General features: G+C 71.9%; 18 protein-coding genes. 11 read left to right on the top strand and 7 right to left on the bottom strand.

Annotated elements, in window-relative coordinates; all coding sequences use genetic code 11:
- The first annotated feature begins 147 nt into the window (after positions 1–147).
- From AB0B35_RS25790 to AB0B35_RS25780, 3 genes are all read left to right on the top strand, one after another.
- Positions 148–2646 (top strand): reverse transcriptase domain-containing protein, encoded by a 2499-nt coding sequence (locus tag AB0B35_RS25790; RefSeq protein ID WP_361049643.1) that lies wholly within the window; start codon positions 148–150, stop codon positions 2644–2646.
- Between the two features lie 238 nt (positions 2647–2884).
- Complete coding sequence (locus AB0B35_RS25785) at positions 2885–4417, top strand: ankyrin repeat domain-containing protein (RefSeq protein WP_361049641.1); 1533 nt, start codon at positions 2885–2887, stop codon at positions 4415–4417.
- Positions 4418–4630: 213 nt separating this feature from the next.
- Positions 4631–5248: an MBL fold metallo-hydrolase gene (locus AB0B35_RS25780; protein ID WP_361049639.1), complete on the top strand. Its 618-nt coding sequence runs from the start codon at positions 4631–4633 to the stop codon at positions 5246–5248.
- 6 nt (positions 5249–5254) lie between these two features.
- Here AB0B35_RS25780 and dinB read toward each other — a convergent pair whose 3' ends face one another.
- Complete coding sequence (gene dinB / locus AB0B35_RS25775) at positions 5255–6445, bottom strand: DNA polymerase IV (RefSeq protein WP_361049637.1); 1191 nt, start codon at positions 6443–6445, stop codon at positions 5255–5257.
- Between the two features lie 147 nt (positions 6446–6592).
- A complete protein-coding gene (locus AB0B35_RS25770) occupies positions 6593–7147 on the bottom strand; it encodes a TIGR03086 family metal-binding protein (RefSeq protein WP_361049635.1) in 555 nt (184 codons plus the stop codon).
- 156 nt (positions 7148–7303) lie between these two features.
- On the opposite strand from AB0B35_RS25770, the gene AB0B35_RS25765 reads away from it, so the two are divergent.
- Entirely contained in the window at positions 7304–8215 is a 912-nt protein-coding gene (locus AB0B35_RS25765; RefSeq protein ID WP_361049633.1) for a GNAT family N-acetyltransferase, read from the top strand.
- 52 nt (positions 8216–8267) lie between these two features.
- On the opposite strand, the gene AB0B35_RS25760 is transcribed toward AB0B35_RS25765, so the two are convergent.
- Together AB0B35_RS25760 and sigJ are read right to left on the bottom strand one after the other, a co-directional pair.
- Complete coding sequence (locus AB0B35_RS25760) at positions 8268–8966, bottom strand: DUF6193 family natural product biosynthesis protein (protein ID WP_361049631.1); 699 nt, start codon at positions 8964–8966, stop codon at positions 8268–8270.
- 19 nt (positions 8967–8985) lie between these two features.
- Complete coding sequence (gene sigJ, locus AB0B35_RS25755; protein WP_361049629.1) at positions 8986–9900, bottom strand: RNA polymerase sigma factor SigJ; 915 nt, start codon at positions 9898–9900, stop codon at positions 8986–8988.
- 192 nt (positions 9901–10092) lie between these two features.
- Between sigJ and AB0B35_RS25750 the strand changes: the two genes are divergently transcribed.
- The 7 genes from AB0B35_RS25750 to AB0B35_RS25720 all read left to right on the top strand — a co-directional run bounded on the left by AB0B35_RS25750 (position 10093) and on the right by AB0B35_RS25720 (position 15701).
- Positions 10093–10485 (top strand): DUF6220 domain-containing protein, encoded by a 393-nt coding sequence (locus tag AB0B35_RS25750; RefSeq protein WP_361049627.1) that lies wholly within the window; start codon positions 10093–10095, stop codon positions 10483–10485.
- A 133-nt stretch (positions 10486–10618) separates the two neighbouring features.
- Positions 10619–10957: a PadR family transcriptional regulator gene (locus tag AB0B35_RS25745; RefSeq protein WP_361049625.1), complete on the top strand. Its 339-nt coding sequence runs from the start codon at positions 10619–10621 to the stop codon at positions 10955–10957.
- Entirely contained in the window at positions 10954–11916 is a 963-nt protein-coding gene (locus AB0B35_RS25740; RefSeq protein WP_361049623.1) for a hypothetical protein, read from the top strand. Before AB0B35_RS25745 ends, AB0B35_RS25740 begins: the two co-directional genes overlap by 4 nt.
- Complete coding sequence (locus AB0B35_RS25735; RefSeq protein ID WP_361049621.1) at positions 11913–12947, top strand: serine hydrolase domain-containing protein; 1035 nt, start codon at positions 11913–11915, stop codon at positions 12945–12947. The genes AB0B35_RS25740 and AB0B35_RS25735 overlap by 4 nt, the downstream gene beginning before the upstream one ends.
- A gap of 130 nt (positions 12948–13077) precedes the next feature.
- A complete protein-coding gene (locus tag AB0B35_RS25730; protein WP_361049619.1) occupies positions 13078–13902 on the top strand; it encodes an ATP-grasp domain-containing protein in 825 nt (274 codons plus the stop codon).
- Between the two features lie 51 nt (positions 13903–13953).
- On the top strand, positions 13954–15000 hold the full coding sequence (locus AB0B35_RS25725) for a hypothetical protein (RefSeq protein WP_361049617.1): 1047 nt from the start codon (positions 13954–13956) through the stop codon (positions 14998–15000).
- Positions 15001–15041: 41 nt separating this feature from the next.
- Complete coding sequence (locus AB0B35_RS25720) at positions 15042–15701, top strand: hypothetical protein (protein ID WP_361049616.1); 660 nt, start codon at positions 15042–15044, stop codon at positions 15699–15701.
- Positions 15702–15708: 7 nt separating this feature from the next.
- On the opposite strand, the gene AB0B35_RS25715 is transcribed toward AB0B35_RS25720, so the two are convergent.
- From AB0B35_RS25715 to AB0B35_RS25705, 3 genes are all read right to left on the bottom strand, one after another.
- Complete coding sequence (locus AB0B35_RS25715) at positions 15709–17196, bottom strand: hypothetical protein (RefSeq protein ID WP_361049614.1); 1488 nt, start codon at positions 17194–17196, stop codon at positions 15709–15711.
- Positions 17197–17317: 121 nt separating this feature from the next.
- Entirely contained in the window at positions 17318–17734 is a 417-nt protein-coding gene (locus AB0B35_RS25710) for a hypothetical protein (RefSeq protein ID WP_361049612.1), read from the bottom strand.
- A complete protein-coding gene (locus AB0B35_RS25705) occupies positions 17731–17970 on the bottom strand; it encodes a hypothetical protein (RefSeq protein WP_361049610.1) in 240 nt (79 codons plus the stop codon). Before AB0B35_RS25705 ends, AB0B35_RS25710 begins: the two co-directional genes overlap by 4 nt.
- Position 17971: the final 1 nt, after the last annotated feature.

Raw genomic sequence — 17971 nt, 5'->3', positions numbered from 1 at the left:
CGACGACAACCTGTCCGGCCGATCCCCGCGATCCCGTAGCGGCGTCGCGATGGGGATCTCACCGTCGCTGGCCCGTCCAGACCGGATGATCATGCGAACCGCGCCGGGTCCGTGTTTTGTCCGACCCCGACACTACGGTCTGCGACCATGCGTTCGGATTCGACCACCCAGTTCGTCACCGCAGTCAAGCTCCGAGAGCTGCGGGCACAGCACAGCCAGCTGCGCGAGGCCTACGACCGGCTCACCCTCCAGGCCGAGGCCGCGACCGATCCCTACCAGCGGTTACGACACCTCTATCGCGGGTTGGCCGACCTCACCTTCGCGGGCGGAAAGGTCCATCCCGAACTGGCCGATCTCGGCGTTCTGGCCAATGACACCCTTCCCGGCAGGGCCATCTCCGCCGACCTGGTCGAGCGCTGGTCCAGTCGGCTGGTCGACGAGCTGACGGCAGGGCGCCTGCGTTCGGAGTTCGTCTTCCGGTTCGGAGTCCTCCTCGAGCAGTGGGCAACCAGTGGCGACAGCCCTCAGCGGATACCACCCACGCGGCAACTGCACGAGCTGCGCGAGCATGTTCTGACGCCACCCCGTCCGAACGACCATCGCGGCCTCATCGAGAACCTGCTGGCCGGGGTCTCCCGGGTCGGCCCGGCAAAGGACCGCATCGTGGCGACACGCGCCAGTTCACTGCGCAAGGCCCTCGGCGTCATCGCCGATGACCAGTATCAACCCGCTCGGCTGCGGGCCGAGGCGCGCCGCCTGATCCAGGACCACACGCTCTCCGCTGAACTCGCCGACGTCCTCACCCTGCTGGGAACCGGCCCGGACGCCCTGCAGTGGCCGGCCGGCGGCGTGGTCACCCGCGCCGTATGGACCAGGAACAAGTGGCGGCTCTACACCGATCAGGATCTTGCCACCACCTGTCTGCTCGACGTGCTCGCCCGCCGTTGGGGGCAGGAACTGTCCGACGTCTTCGGCGATTGGCGACAGAGACAGGCGGCGGACCACCGGTTGGAGCGCCTGTGGGCGCTCAACATCCCCAACACCGTCACCGACGGCGAGCAGCAGCAGTTCACGGGGTCCGCGGCCCGGCAACCGGACCCGGAACCGATCGTCTCGATCGCGGATCTCGGCACCGCGCGGGACCCTCAGGCGCGCGCCGGCTTCGAGTTCATCCAAGACGATCCCTACTTGAATTCGGTCCTGGCCCAGCGACGCATCCGCCTGGACGAACTCCACGAGGTCACCACGGTCGACCCGTACCAGCAGAAGGACGACATGCACTTCCCGGTGGTGGCACTGGTCAACGCCGAGATCAAGCTGGCCCGGGCCGCATTCCCCGACCGGCCGCTGTGCCTGGTGAAACTGGATCTGCGTGACTACTACTCCAGCATCCCCCACGACCTCGTGCTGACCGTTCTGGGCAACCTCGGGATCCGCCAGCCGGAACTGGAGCTGGTTGCCAGGTTCCTGGCCATGCCCCTGGCGGCGACCGACGGCTCCACCGCCGACCTCGGCGACACCGGCGAGGCCCGGTCCGCCACCCGGGGCGTGCCCATGGGCTACCGGCTCTCGGCGCTGCTGGCCGAGCTGATCGGACGCTGCCTGGAAGCCTACGTCCAACAGCGCACCGCGGTCCGCGTCATCCGGGTGGTCGACGACATCTGCCTACTCACCCCCGATCCCGACGCCGCAGTCTCAGCCCGGCAACACGTCACCGCGTTCTTCCAGACCTGCGGGCTGACGCTCAACGACGACAAGTTCGGAGTGGTCTGCATCGGCGGCGAACTCCCGGCGGCCGCGGCGGGGCCACTGCCCCGGTGGGGCATGCTCACCCTCGACCAGCAGGGAGAGTGGTCGGTGCACGAAGCGAGCTTCCAGCAGCACCTGGCCCAGAGCCGCGACAGCGTCATGGCCGCCGAGGCGGTGCTGTCGAAGGTCGACATCATCAACGCGGACCTGACCCACCTGGCCCGAGGCGTCGCGCTGGGAGCCGATCTGGGCGACAACCACCGCGCCGAGGCCAATGCCGCGCTGGTCCGGTTCGTCGACGACTACGCCGGCCCCGGCCAGGGGATCGCCGCCGCCCTGTGCGAGGACGTCATCGCCCTGGTCGGCACCCGCGCGGGCGCCGACCGGCAAGCCCCACCGCAGGCGATCCCGGAGGCCTGGCTGTACTGGCCGGTCACCGCCGGCGGGCTGGGACTGCGCAACCCGTACATCATGGCCGGGCAGTTCGCCGAGGCGGTTCGCCGCCGCGATCGAGTCGCCGCGCCGCAGGGCCCCGCCGAGGCGGGCTGGAACACCCGCGACAATGACTGGGCCCGCTACTACCGGCGGCTGCTGGAGCCACTGGACCCGGCCGCCCCCACGGACACGGCCGCCACCGAGAGCCTGACCCGGGACTTCATCGCCCGAGGAACCGCCATTTCCCAGGGCGCCCAGATCACGCTGACCCCGTACTGGCGCTGGATCCTGTCGGTCTACGGCCCCGAGATCCGGGAGCGGTTCGGGACATTCCGCTTCCTGAACACCGAACTGGTGCCGCTGCAACTGCTGGGCGCCCGCCGCACCGACAACCACGGCACCACCGCCAGACACAGCACCACCGACGACCCCTGGGCCACAGACACGGGCGTCCCGTTCTGAGGCCCCGCCCGTGGCCAGTGGTGGCCCACGCCATCGACTGACCGCGCCGGTGGGCGGGCCGATCGGCCCGCCCACGAACCGGGACTCGCGACCCGCGATCTGGCTATAATCGCGGCGGCTGCCAGGAAGCCACCGGTCCGCGGGAATGGGCACAGCCCACCTGGTGTGCGTCATGTGTCACGAGTGCTCTCCTTTCGACCTGACCAAGCGGACATCAGGCAGACGAGAGGAGGCCATGGTGCCGATCCTGGACATGCCCGACCGTCCGCACCTCGAAAGCTTCCGCCGGCAGGCCCGTGCCCTGCAGCGGGCCGTTCGGGCCGGCGACCCCGATGCCGTCGCGCGGCTGGCCCGCCACCATCCGGGTGGCGCGCCCGGCGACGCCGGCGGCTTGCAGCTCAGCGCGGCGCAGTTCGTCGTAGCCCGCGAATACGGGTTCTCCAGCTGGCCTCGGCTTGCGCGATACCTGCACACCGTGGCCGATCACGGCTGGGACACCGCGCTCGGTGCGGCACCGGCGAGCGACCCGGCGGAGGAGTTCTGCCGCCTCGCCTGCCTGACGTACAGCCGCGAGGACGGGCCGGAGCGCTGGGCGCAGGCCCGGCGGCTTCTGGCTCAGCATCCCGATCTGACCACGGGCAACATCTGGGCCGCCGCCGCGGCTGCCCGCCCGGACCACGTCGACCGGCTGCTCACCGAGCAGCCGAAGCGGGTAGTCGAGCGGGGCGGCCCGTTCCGGTGGCGGCCCCTGTACTACCTCGTCTACTCGCGATTCGACCCAGCCGTGCCGGCCGAGCGTGTGCTGGCAGTCGCCCGACGGCTGCTCGACGCCGGCGCCGACGCCGACGAGGGCTACCTCTTCGACGCCCTACCGTCCCCCTTCACTTTGCTGACGGGGGTGTTCGGCCACGGCGAGTTGGGCCGGCGGCGCCAGCCCCGCCACCCGCATTGGCAGACGTTGGGCCGGCTGCTGCTCGACGCGGGCGCCGACCCCAACGATGCGCAGACCCTGTACAACCGGATGTTCGAGCCCGACGACTCGCACCTGGAGCTGCTGTTCGAGTACGGGCTCGGCACCGGCGACGGCGGCCGGTGGAAGAAACGGATCCCGGACCTGGGCACGCCCGCGCAGCTGCTGCGCATCCAGCTGCGCTGGGCGGTCGAGCACCACCAGCCCGCCCGGGTGCGGCTGCTGGTCGAGCACGGCGTCGACTTCCGCTCGCCGTTCGAGGGGGACGGGCCCTCGTGGAGTCCCGGCGACGGCCGGACGCCGGTCGAGCTGGCCCAGGTCCACGGCGACACCGAGATCGCCGACTACCTCCTCGCGAGGGGCGCGTCGCTCGGCCCCGACCCGGTACGCGAGCTGATCGCCGCGGCGTTCCGCGCCGACCGGTCCACCCTGGACCGGGTCCGCGCCGCGTATCCCGACGCCGTGGCCCAAGCCCGCCGCAGCCGCCCCGGGCTCATCGTCTGGGCCGCGGCCCGCGCGCCCGTCGAGACGGTCACGTTGCTCGCTGAGCTCGGCTTCGACGTGAACGCCTACGGGCGCGGCGATGCCCCGGTCGAAGAGGCCTGGGAGACGGCCCTGCACCACGGCGCGGTGAACGGGAACGTCGAGCTCACCCGCCGGCTGCTGGACCTGGGGGCTGACCCCGACCTCCGCGACCGGCGCTTCGACGCGACTCCGCTCGACTGGGCCAGGCACTTCGACCGACAGTCGACCGCCGCGCTGCTCGAACCTGTCACGGCACCCCCACCGAACGGCGTATGACTGCGGCCGGGATGACGGGCGGCCCTCAGTCGCCCAGCGTCCACTCGTGTGGCCCGCCCGCGCCGCGCCACCGGAGTCGAGCGGACCTCGGATCTCGGCGTTACGATGGCCGCCAACCACCGCAACGCGTCCAGCACGGGTCGGCCGTGCTCGCCGGCCCGGAGGCAAACCAGTTCTGCGTGCTGCGCTCGCAGGCGAACGGGGGTTCTGACGATGCGCCTGACCAAATACGGCCACGCCTGTGTACGCATCGACGACGGCGACCGCGCCCTGGTGATCGACCCGGGTGTCTACTCGGAGCCGGTGTCGTTCGACGGCGTCGCCGCGGTCCTCGTCACCCACGAGCACGCCGACCACGTCGACCTCGACCTGCTCCGGGCGGCCCGCGAGCGCAACCCGGAGCTGACCGTGCACACCCATCCCGGGCTGGCGGCTGAGCTGGGCGACGGCGTCCAGGCGGTCTCCCCCGGCGAGGTCTTCACCGCGGCCGGGTTCACGGTGCGGGCGGTCGGCGGCGAGCATGCCGAGATCATCGACGGCCTGCCCGGCTGCGCCAACGTCGGCTTCGTCGTCGACGGCGTCTACCACCCCGGCGACTCGCTGTTCGTGCCGTCCGAGCCGGTCGAGACGCTGCTGATCCCGGCAGCCGGGCCGTGGCTGAAGATCGGCGACGCGATCCGGTTCGCCCACGCGGTGCGGCCGCGCCGCACGTTCCCGATCCACGACGGTGTGCTCAACGAACTCGGGCTGCGGCAGTTCGACGCCTGGCTGGGCGGCGAGGAGCGGATCGGCTACACCCGCATCCCGCTGGGCGACACCGCGGTCCTGTAGGGCGGCTCAGTCGGGCAGCATCGGCATGACCAGGCCGGTGTCGGTGCCGAGCAGCGTGCCGCGTTGCAGGGACGTCGTGCCGAAGCGGCGGCGCACCGCGTCGACGGCGGTGTCCAGCGCGTCGCGCGGGAGGTCGTCGAAGGGCAGCTCGGGCTGGATATGGCCGGTGCGGTCCAGGTTGCCGACCGACACGCCGATCAGTGTCAGGCCGCGCTCGGCGACCAGCGGCGCAGCGGTCGCGAGCAGGGCTCGGGCGGTGTCGAGCACGGCCTGGGTCTGCGACGTCGCCTTCGGCATGGTCGACGAGCGGGTCGCCCGGGTGTAGTCGGCGAACCGCAGCCGCAGCACGACGGTGCGGCCGGGACGTTGCGCGCCGCGCATGCGGCGGGTGACCCGCTCCACCAGCCCGGCGAGCGCGGCCTCCAGGAACTCGACCGTGTGCGGGCCGCGGCCGAGGGCGCGCTGGGCTCCCATCGACGCGCGGCGGCGGCCGGTGACGACGGGTCGCGGGTCGCGGTTGTGGGCCAGGGCATGCAGGTGGCGGCCCGCGCCCTGGCCGAGCATCGACACCAGCGCGGCCTCACCGAGCCGGGCGACCTGCCCGACGGTGCGGATACCGCGCTGGTGCAGTTTCGCGGAGGTGACCGCGCCGACGCCCCACAGCACCTCGACCGGCAGCCGGTGCAGGAAGGCCAACTCGTCGGCGGGTTCGACGGCGAGCAGGCCGTCGGGCTTGGCGACCCGGCTGGCCACCTTGGCCAGAAACTTCGTGCGAGCCACGCCCACGGTGATCGGTAAGCCGACCCGGTCGAGCACGTCGTGGCGCAGCCGGTCCGCGATCGCCACCGGCGTGCCAGCGATCCGGTGCAGCCCGGCCACGTCCAGGAACGCCTCGTCGATGGAGAGCGCCTCGACGATCGGCGTGGTGTCGTCGAAGACTTCGAACACGGCCCTGCTGGCCTCGGTGTACGCCGCCATGCGCGGTGGCACCACGATCGCCCTCGGGCAACGGGCGAGGGCGGCCCGCACGCCCATCGCGGTGCGCACGCCGAACGCCTTGGCCTCGTAGCTTGCCGCCAGCACCACACCGGCCCCGACGATGACCGGGCGGCCGCGCAGCCGCGGCTCGTCCCGCTGCTCCACGGAGGCGTAGAACGAGTCGAGATCCGCGTGCAGGATCGTCGCCGAGCCGGTCATGGCGACATATTAGTACACCCGTACTAAGTCATGCCCGCACGACTCGTCGTGATCATCGGACTTGCCGGGCAGATGTGCGTATCTCCAGGCCGCTTTCCCACGGTTGCCAGGCAACTCGGACGATCATCGGCAACTGTGCGGCCAGGGTCAGGGGGTGCGGCCGATGAAGGCGAGCAGGCGCGTCTGCGGGTCGGCGTCGTCGGGGACCTCGACCTTCGGGCCGTAGTGTCCGCTGGTGCGCAGTACGGCGTCCATCGGCAGCATCCCCTCCAGCAGCACGGCGCACCGCTCGGCGTCCAGCCGCTCGTCCTGCCCGGTGGCCCGGGCCAGGTCCCACGTGTGCAGGAAGACGTCGGTGGTGTAGAACATCGAGACCGCCTGGTCCAGGGGAATCGCGCCGATGTTCGGGTTGGTGAGGACCTTGTCCGCCGTGGTGGGGTCGTCGAGCAGGGCCTGCACCGCGTCGCTGTGGACGGTCCAGGCGGCGACCGGGTCCTGCGCGACCGGCGGGCCCTTCGGCAGCTCGATCCCCGTGCCCGCCCGGAGGAAGCCCGGAAACCACTCGACCAGGTGACCCACCACGTCACGGGCGAGCCAGCCGGGGCACGGCGCCGGACGATCCCAGTCGCCTGGGGCCACGCCGCGCACGCGTTCGGTGAACTGCTCGGCGGTACTGCGGTGCTCGTCAGCGGGACCGGCCATCACGTCAGCTCCTTCGACTCGGCCCGGACCGGCGCGCGAGGCCCGGCTCGCACACCGATCCGGTAAGACCGTCGAATGCTACTTGCCGGGTCGGACACCGGCCGCCAGGCGCGCAACTCCGTTGCCCGGTGTCCCGCTGCTGGCTAGCCTTCGGAAATGATCGCCATCCCGAACGCGGGCCTGCGCTTGCGGTTCCTCACCGATCCTGGCGAGTTCATGGCCGTCGCCGGTGAGCACCTCGCCGCCGACCCGGTCGTCAGCACCGTCGTGGCGACGAACGCCCACCGGAAGTTGTCTGAGCAGGCCGACGGGATCGCACCGCCTGACCGCGACTGGTGGCTCGTCGTGCACGACGACTCCGGCGCGGTGGTCGGGACCGGGATGCGCACCGCGACCAGCGCCCCGTACCCGATGTTCCTGCTGCCGATGCCCGATGCCGCGGCGGTGGGGCTGGCCCGCGCGCTGGTCGGACGCGGCGAGGAGGTGCTCGCCGTCAACGGAGCCCTGCCGGCCGTCGAGCGGTGCGCCGCCGAACTCGCCAGGCTGGTCGACGGCCGGGTCGCGGTCCGCCACCACACCCGGCTGTACGAACTCGGCGACCTGGTCCCGCCGAAGCCGTCGCCCGGCAGCCTCGCTCCCGCCCGCGAGGACGATGTGGAGCTGGTCGCCGAGTGGTTCGAGGCGTTCATGGGCGACGCCGACGAGCAGGCGGGCCGCGCCCGCGGTGCCAGCGCGCACGAAGCGCCCGAGCGGGACGAGCTGCTGCGCCGGTTGCGCAACGGCGACCTGTGGTTCTGGCTGGACGCCGACGACGAGCCGGTGCACCTGACCGGGGCGAATCCGCCGTCGTTCGGGGTGGCCCGGATCGGTCCCGTGTACACGCCGCCGGAGCAGCGCGGCCGCGGCTGGGCCGGCAACGCCGTCGCCGAGGTCTCCCGGCGCATCCAGGCCGCGGGCGCGCGGGCGTGCCTGTACACCGACCAGGCCAACCCGGCCTCGAACAGCCTCTACACCGCGCTGGGCTACCGGCCGGTGGTCGACATGGCCAACCTCGCCGTCATTCGCTGACGCCGAAGAGCGCGGCGAGTCTCGGCGGGCGGCGTACTCCGCCGAGACGCGGTCACTCCGACAGCTCGGCCAGCACCAGCCGAAGCGTGCCGGCGGCGTCGGTCTCGTCGTGGACCCGGCCGTCACGAAAGCGCACGACGTACCGGTCGGGGGTCGCCACTGGATCGACCATGGGCAGGTCCCGGCTGTACGGCCACTGGTCGGTCCTGCTGAAACACAGCGTCCAATGGCTGGTGTACGGCCGCAACGCGCGCAACCGGGGCTCGTGGAACGCCAGCGCGACGAAGGCACGCAGCCGCACACCGATCGAATCGGCGCGGTGGTTCTCGTACAGCGAGAGCCAGGTCGCCTCGCCGTGGTCGCCCCGTTCGCGCGCCTCGGCGAGGGCCACCGAACCCAGGAACGGCCACGCCGCCGCCGCCTCGCCGGGCCGTGCCCCGTCGAGCCACAGCCGCGCCGCGCCCGTCGCCTCCGCCAGGTCCGCGGCGTACCCCGACAACAGGGTCCGACGGCCGTCGCGCAGAAAGAGCCAGAACCTCCGCCGCCAAGGGCTCAGCAGCAGTTCCGCACGCAACTCACCGGCCGAGACGGTCGCGTTGCGATAAGGGTTCCCACCGTCGCGAAGCTCCGCTCGCAGCGCCAGGCCCTGCCGGTCGAACTCGTCCTGCCACGCGCGGCGCGTATCGCCTGTCGCGACGATGTCCGGATACCAGTCGGCCGCCTCGCCCCACGACTCCCCCGTGTCGGTCATCACGCCATGATGCACGGCGTCAGGGCGGCGGTGCCACCGTCCACGACCGGAGCTTGTCGGGATTGCGCACCCCCCAGATCCGGGCGATCCGGCCGTCGGCGACGTGGAAGGCCATCACCGTCACCGTGACGCCGTTGCTCTGGGCCACCAGGCCGGGCAGGCCGTTGACCGTACACTCCAGGATCGTCAGGCCGGGAATCCAGCCCGCGATCTCGACCGCGTAGCGGGCGACGTGCTCCGCCCCCTCGACCGGCCGGACCACCGTGCTGATCCGGCCGCCGCCGTCGGCGATCGCCGTGACGGCGGGGTCGAGCAGGGCGATCAGGGCCTGGATGTCCTTGCTCTCCCAGGCCTGCTTGAACTCCTTGACCAGGGCGGCGTGCTCGGTGGCCGGAGCAGCCGTGGCCAGGGACGCGCGGACCCGGGCGCGCGCGGAGGAGGCCAGCTTGCGGCAGGCCGCCGGGGTGCGGCCGACGATCTCGGCGACTTCGGCGAAGGAGTGGCAGAACACGTCGTGCAGGATGAACGCGACCCGCTCCGCCGGGGTCATCGCCTCGAGCACGACGAGGAAGGCCATGCTGACCGACTCGTCGAGGGTGACCCGGTCGGCCGGATCGCCGGTGGTCCCGCGGCCGGGCAGCGGCTCGGGGATCCACTCGCCGACGTAGCGCTCCCGCCGGGCCCGCGCCGAACCGAGCACGTCCAGGCAGATCCGGCCGGCGACCTTCGTCAGCCACGCCCCGGGCGACTCGACGGCCTGCCGCTGCTCGTCGGACAGGGCATACCAGCGGGCGTACGTCTCCTGCACCGCGTCTTCGGCTTCGGCCAGCGAGCCGAGCAGCCGGTACGCCAGATTGATCAGCTGACGGCGCTCGGCCATGACCGCGTCCAGAGCCGCGCCGGGTGTGCCTGCCGGCTCCGTCCGATCGCCCATGCCGCGCCGCCTCCCTTGATCACGTCCACTCTGACCGGTGCGGCACAGCGGCGCATCGGATTGTGAGGTCCGGCACGTCACCTCACGTCCGCCACTGCTGTGTCGTCGGGTCGGTGAGACACCATCCAGCATCCGCGACGGGCTCGGCAGCCGAGCCGCGTCGCGATGCGATCGAGTTCGAGGAGTGATCCGATGCGAAAGGCATTCGCCGCACTGGCCGCCCTGCTCCTGCTGGTCGTCGTGGCGGAGTTCTACTTCGCCGCGAGCGGCGCGGCCGACCCCGACGGCTCGTCGTACCGGCCCCACCACGTGCTGGGCTACGTGATCTTCCTGCTGCCGCTGGTGATGGCGGCCGTCGGTGCACTGGGCCGGCTGCCGGGACGGCTCATCGGCCTGGCCGCCGCGGTCGCCGGGCTGACCGCGGTCCAGGTGGTGATCGCGAAGCTCGCCCGCGCGCTCGGCGACACGGCCGGACCGCTGGTCTTCGGACTGCACGCGGTCAACGGCCTGGTCATGGTCGCGGTGGTCGGTTTGGTCGCCCGGCAGGCCTGGGTACTGGCGAAGGCCGCGGCTCCGGTCGCGTGACCGCGCGTCGAGACCTGCGGTCCGCCAGGGCTCCCGGTGGGTCGGGGCACACCGTTGACCCGACCCGCCAGCACCTCTTTACATACGTAGATCATCAGAATATCTTGCGTTCGTGACTGTCTCTCCTATGAGGATGCGCGAACCCACGTACTACATCCTCGCTTCACTGCAGGACGAACCGCTGCACGGCTACGCCATCATCAAACGTGCCGGCGAGCTGTCGCGCGGACAGGTGCGCCTGGCCACCGGCACGCTGTACGCCGCACTCGACCGGCTGGCCGGCGAGCAGCTCGTCCGGGTCTCCGACGAGCAGATCGTCAACGGCCGGGCCCGCCGTTACTACACGCTCACCGAGGCCGGGCTGGTCGCCCTGCGCGAGGAAGCGGCACGACTGGCCGACGCGGCCCGGATCGTCACCGAGCACGGCCCGAAGACGGCGCCGGTCGTACGCCCCGGGGCGGTGCCGGCGTGAGCGCCGAGACGCCGCGCCGCTACGAGCGGCTGCTGCGGCTGTACCCGAAGGCATACCGGGACCACCGCGGCGCGGAGATGCTCGGCACGCTCATGGACGCGGCGGAGGCCGGGCAGGGGCGGCCTCCACTGCGCGAGACCAGTGCGCTCGTGCTCGGTGCGCTGCGGGCACGGGTGAGCGCACCAGAGGGCCTGCCGGTCGGGCAGGCCTGGCTGTCGGCGATTCGGGTGGCCGCGCTGCTGCTGCTCGCCTACGGAGCCGCGGTGTCCGCAGCCCGGGCCGGCCGGGTCGTCTTCTCCGATCTGCTGGGCGACGGGCTGCGGCTGGAGTCGGAACTCGGGTTCGTCGGCGCGACCGTCCTCGGGGTGCCGGCCCTGCTCCTGGCCGCCCGGGGCCGCTACGGGCGGGCCACCGCGGTCGCCGGGGCGGCGTTCGCCTGCGAGTTGTGGGCACAGATCGGCCCGCATCTGCAGACATATGTCACGATGGTCCGCCCGGACAGCCGGAACACCACCGGATGGGCGGAAGCCAGCTGGTATCTCCTGGAGGACCGGCTGGCGGACTACCAGTTCTGGCCGCTGGCGCTGGCGATCGTCCTGATGACGCCGCTGCTGCGCCGACAGCCCACCGTGCCCGGGACACCCGTGTGGTGGCTGCTCGCCGTGCCGCTGTCGGCGGTCCTCCTGCCGACGTCCTTCGACGGCTCGCTCGGCTGGCAGCCGTTCGCGCTGGCGGCCGTCTGCCTGGGTGCGCTGGTGTGGTCGTTCGTGGACGCGCGGGCGGCGCTGGCGGCGGCAGTGCTGCCGCTTCCGATAACCCTCTCGGCGATGGGCCACCAGTACCTGCCCAGCTACCAGGGCAATGAGACCAGGATGACCTGGATCCTGGCCCCCGCCGCCGTCACCGCGATCCTGATCGCCACCGGAGCGGTGCTGGTGCGCAGGCGGGCCCGGCTGTGACCGCCGCACGGCTGCAAGCGGCCCTGGACGCGCTGGTCGGTGAAGGGGCGGTGGGCGCTCTCGCCGAGGTGCGTGCCGCCGGCACGTACGCGATGGCCGGCGGCGTGTCCGAACGCGGAACCGGCGCACCGGTCGACCCGTCCGGTCACTTCCGGATCGGCAGCGTCACCAAGACGTTCACCGCCACCGCGGTGCTCCAGCTGGTGGGCGACGGCCGGTTGCGCCTCGACGACACCGTCGAGCGGTGGCTGCCCGGAATGCTCGCCGACGGCTCGGCGATCACCGTCCGGCAGCTGCTCATGCACACGGCGGGGCTGTACAACTACACCGACGCCTGGGCAGTGGACGGCCGGCTGGACGTCGAGGTGGTGCTGTCGCGGCGGGGCCTGCGGGTCCGGCCCGAGGATACGGTCGCCCTCGCCGAGCGGCGTGGCGCGCAGTTCCCGCCGGGCACCGCCGTCGCCTACAACAACACCGGTTACGTGCTGGCCGGAATGATCATCGAGCGGGCCACCGGCGGTACGTACGCCGAGCACGTCGAGAGTCGCATCCTGGAGCCGCTGCGGCTGAGCGGCACCACGGTGCGGGACACCGACCCCGGCCTGCCCCCGCCGCACGCGCACGGCTACCTGCCCGGCCCGGACGGGCCGGTCGACGTCAGCGTCTTCGACCGCTCCACGGCGTGGGCCTCCGGCGGCATCGTCTCGACGGCGCACGACGTCAACCGGTTCTTCGCCGCTCTGCTGCGCGGCGAGCTGCTCGGGCCCGTCGAGCTGGAGCAGGTGCTCACCCCGACACCGTGGGTGACACCCGAAACGGACAGCGGCCTCGGTCTCGTCCGGGCGCACCTGCCGGGCGGCCCGGCCGTCTGGGGCAAACACGGCGGCTTCTTCGGCTTCGACACCTTCTCGTTCCACACCCGGGACGCGTCACGGCAGCTGACGGTCTCGATCACGACCGACACCGGCCGGTCGCCGAGCACCGAGGACGTCTTGCGCCACTTCGGGTTCGTCTTCGGCTGTCAGGACTAGGGTCAGACAGCCGGGTGACCCGCTCCTACATCCTCGCTGTCAGAACTGACGGTCGAGCAGGCCGCGCCACCGCGGTCGTCCACGGATAACGGGACGACGGCGGCGGCGCGGATCGCCATAATCGTCGGTCATGACCATCGGCCGCCCCGACACCGACTTCCTGGTGCTGCCCCCGCGCCCCGACAGCACCGCCGAGCTGCTCGCCACGGCAGCCCGGCGGCGTGGCCTGGCCGTGGAGCAGCTGCCCGGACCGGCGGTGCCGGACCACCTGCGCCAGAGCGCGGGCGCGCACCTTTTCGGCGGACCCGTCTTCGCGGGCGCGGTCGCCGCGGACCTCGGCCTCGCGCTGCTCGAACCGGACGACGGCTGGCTGACCCGGCTGCCGTACGAGTACACCCGCCGCGACATCACCCTGACCACGCTCGGCGAGGCGCGCTGGTCGCGTACGCCGATGTTCGTCAAGCCGCCCCGGGAGAAGCACCTGCCCGCCGCCGTGTACGCCGACGGCTCCCGCCTGCCCGGCGACGAGCGCCTGCCCGCCGACACCCCGGTGCTGGTCAGCGACATCGTGACGTTCCTGGTGGAGTACCGGCTGTTCGTCCTCGACGGGACCGTGCACGCCGCCAGCCGGTACGCCACCGGCGGTCGGCTCGACCCGGCCCCGCTCGACGCCTGTCGGCACCGCGACGCCGTGCTCGACTTCGCCGCGGGCCTGCTCGACGCCCATGCGGACAGCTTGCCCAGCGCCGTGGTCGTGGACGTCGGGCTGGCCGGTGACGCCGACCGCGGCGAGGAGCACTGGGCCGTCGTGGAGGCGAACATGGCCTGGTTCAGCTCGAGTTACGCCGCCGACCCCGACCGCGTCCTGGACGTGGTGCTCCGCGCGGCGGGACCCGATGCTCGCGTCGCTGCCTGGGACCGGCCGTTCCAGCGGCCGGCCGCGCTCGCCGCGTGATCTGGTCGGCAGCGGCCGGGTGACGTCAGGACCGTTCGGTACAGTCCGCGGATGCCGATCGAGACCAGCCGCAGCGGCGCTTCCTCCTCCGCGAACACGGCCGCAGACGTCACCGCGCTGGTGGAGCTGCTCGGCCGCGCGGCCAGCGACGACCGGCTGCGCGAAGGCCTGGGCGAGGAGTTCGCGTACGTGGCGGGCGTGTGCCCGGAGCTGTTCCGCCCCCATCAGGAAGAGGTCGTCACCCGGCTCTTCGACGGGTTCGGGATCGGCTTCGACGACATGTGCGTCCTGCTGGACGGAGCGCCCGACGCCTGCGTCGAACACCTGGTGCGGCGGCTGCGGGAACGCTGGTCGTACCGGGAGGCGTGGGCGCTGGCCGCGATCGGCACCGAGCCGGCGCACGCCGCGATCGCCGAGCTGGTGCGCGGCGGCGCGGACCGGCAGGAGTTCGAGGACTGCGGCGTCTGGACCCCGCCGACCGGTCCCGCGCAGCGCCGGTTCTCCTCGCACCGACGGGCCGTGCACCTGCGCCCGGCGTCCGATCCCGCGGAGTTGCTCACCGCGGACCACCCCGTCGGGCTGCCGCTCGCTCAGGTCGTACGCGATCCGGATGCGACCCCGGTGGCCTGGCACTACCTGTCACTGCGCATCGCGGAGATCCCCGGGATGCCGCGCTGGCCGGCCGAACGGGTTCACCTGGCGAGTCCGCGCGGTTCCCTGGGCTGGACGCTGTCCGCGGCTGTCGGCGACGACGGCCGGTGGCACGACGAGGTTCTCACGTCCGAGGAGCCGGGCGGCGAGGACGACGCCGTCGACAATGACGGCGGGCGCGACCTCGGCACGGTCCTGCTCCGGCCGTACGACGCCGACCTGGTCTACGCCAACTGGCACATCCTGTCGACGCCGGGTGTCTTCGGCACGGCAGGCGGGCCCGCGATAGGCCTCTATCCGAACCCGCACTGCCGCGCGTGCGACCGCCTGATGTTCCATGTGGTCACCGTGCAGAACTACCTCCGCGAGTACGGCCACGGCTGGCGCACCCTGTATATCTGCGAGGACTGCCGGCTGACGACCTGCACCGCGACCAATTGGAACTGACCGGCCGGCCTTCGCAGGCTGGTCGGGATTAGGGTCATCCGGTGAACGTGTACGACATAGCCGCCGCATTGCCCGCCATCGACGTGCTGCGCGGTCGCTGTCAAGCGCTCGCCGTGCTTGAACGCGTCATCGACACGGACCCGTACTACGTCTACACGCGCGACTGGGGCGACGACGAGGCTGCGTTGATGAGCAACGGCAGCGGTGACGAGTGGGCCGTCGTGTTCACCTCCGACGGCGTCTTCATCCGCGTGTTCGATCACGAGTCCGAGATGTCCCCGTACCGCGATCCGGACCGCGAGCTGTGGCCTGGATTGCTCGACGGCTTGCCCGAGGTGTTCGGCCCGCAGGCGGCGGAGCCCGCGTTCGGCGACGAGACCGGGCAGTTCCTCGCGACCGCCGTGCTGTGGCGGCTGGCTGGCGACGAGGACTGGCACGCGGGTGAGGGCATCGTCTTCCCGCCTGACGACTCCGTGGACGGCGCCGGCATGCTCGCGATCCTGCTGGACGACATCGTCGCCAGGTATGTGGCGTTCGCCGAGGACTACTACGAGATCGAGGTGGACCCGGCCGCCGTCGGGCAGGTGGTCGCGCACCAGCCGCTGACCGACGCGCTCGTCCGGTCGCTGAACCCGACGACGGCCCTCGCCGACCTGCACGACGACGTGGCCGCCATCGGGTATCCGATGGCGGCCACGTGACCGGGTATCACTGGTACGAGACGAACACCGGGGACGGTTCGACGGCGATGGTCTCCTTCGGCGAGAACGTCGGCTTGTCCTCGTCGTAGAAGTTCTTCCAGCCCCACCAGACCCGGTTCGGCGCTTCGGCGCGTACGTTGTCCCAGGTCGCCATCTTCTCGCTGGCCGAGCCGAAGCCGTCGGCGTGGATCACCACGGCCAGCTCGTCGAGGTTGGTGTCGATGCCCGTCCGGCCCGTGATCATGTCGGTACGGAACTGGTGCAGCATCAGGATCTTCTGCGGGAGCTGCCGGCTGCGGGTCAGCTCGGCGAGCCAGGCCGCCGTCTTGTTGATCTCGTTCGCGCCGACCGAGCCGATCTGCACCATGTGCCGCTGGTGCGGGGCGAGCCGCCATTCCGGGTCCAGCGCCAGGCCGACGTGCGGCTGCACCAGCAGTTCCTCGTACCGCTTGGCCTGGGTGAGGAAGTCGGTCCGGCCGGGCTGCAGGTCGAGCAGCACGTAGATGCCCGCGGCGCGGGCCGCCTCCACCCAGGGGCGCAGGTGCTCGACCGTCGACTCGTTGGAGAAGTCGCCGTCGGGCCCCGGGTCGCTGGACGCCACCGTGGTGATGATCTCGAAGGCGGGCACGACCAGGCCCTTGTCGATGGCCGCGTACTGGCCGGCGACCTTGCGGGCGCGCTTGACGGCGGCCTCGACGCCCTGCTCGCCGAGTGAGCCGAGGCCGGAGTCGCCGGGGTGGCCGTAGAGGGCGATCAGGCGGCGGTTCGGGAACACCACCTGGCGTCCGCCGGGCAGCAGCGTGCCGGTGGCGGCCGTGGCGATCCGGTTGCGCAGCCGCTCGGCGGGCCCGAACGCGCTGCCCAGAGCCATCACCCGGGTCGTCGGGCGGCCGGTGAGCGCCTTGATGACCTCGTCGTCGGCGCGCGGGTCCGGGTCCTTGAGCACCAGCACCTGGGCGCGGCTCGCCTTGGCGGTGGCCGTCGCGGCCGCGGCGTCGGCCCGGTCGAGGGTCAGCACGACGAGCTGGTCCAGCGGGGCCACGGCGCCGAGCCGGGGCAGACCGCCGCCCTGGTACGGCTTGACCTCCTGGCCCTTGGCCGCGTTGTCCTTGGCCCAGCCGGTGGCCGCGTCGCCGATCGGGATCAGGGTCTCGGGCGCGAGCCGTCCCAGTTCCTCCCGCACCGCGGCCGCCGTGGTGTCGGTCGCCGCGGTGAGCAGCACCGGCACCCCGAGTTCGACCGCGACGGAACCGGCCTGCGCCAGGCTCGGCGCGTCCTGCTCGCCGACCAGTACGACGGCCGGGGCCTGGCTGAACAATGATCGGCTGGCGTGGACCGCGAGTTCCGCGCCGGTGGCGCCCGCGACGACGGTGGTCAGCTCGCCGGGCATGACCGTGCGGGACGCTGCTCGCGAGTCGGCGTTGAAGGCCGCGGTGCACCCGCCGGCCAGCAGGGTGCAGGTGAGCAGTAGGGGACGAAGCCGGGATACGTGCATGGTGCGCCTCACAGAGAACAGCAACCGCCAAAGTGGGACATTATGCCCAAACGGTAACGGTTCACTCACTCTCTGTCCGGCAGATGGTCATTTCGGCACGAACCTGCCGAGAAGTCCAGGGCTACTTGTCAAACAGATCCAGCACGCTCTCGTCGTCCAGGTACCGGCGCGCCGCGTCACCGTCATACGTGGCCAGAAGCGCGCCCCGGCGCTGTGCCTCGATCACCGCGTGCCCCATACCGTGGCCGATCTCGACGGCGTCAACGACGTCGACGCCCAGTAACGGCAGCACCACCGTCACCGACTCAGGTCGGCTCACCAGGCTGATCAAACGCTGCTGCTCGTCGGCTTCGAGCTGCCAGTGCGCGGCGAGGAACTGACCGGCCGGGACGCCGACGAGGCTGGTGCCGTCGTCTTCCTCCACCATGGCGATCAGTTCCGCGACACCCATACCGGCCAGCCGGGCGTAGGCGGTCAGCGCGGACAGGTCGAGCACCACGCGGACCTGCGGCTCGACCGCATCGTCGTGGCCGGTCACGCGCGACCCGCTCGACGCGCCTCCAGGGCCTGCACCCGCTCCCGCATCCGCTGTACGCCCTCGGCCGTGACGAGATACCCCGCCTCGCGCAGCATCGCCTGAGTCGCCCGACGGCGCTCGAGGATCTGCACGGCCTCGGCCAGATACCGCGACTGATTGCCCTTACCTTGGCTCTCGACCAGGTCGGCGATGTGGCCGGGCAGGTAGACCGTGACTCTGCGAGCAGGCGATGTCATA

It is taken from the genome of Catellatospora sp. NPDC049133 (assembly GCF_040648455.1).
GTDB lineage: Bacteria > Actinomycetota > Actinomycetes > Mycobacteriales > Micromonosporaceae > Catellatospora > Catellatospora aurea.
Note: the sequence above shows the minus strand (reverse complement) of the source record. Positions and strands in the feature narration are given on the sequence as shown.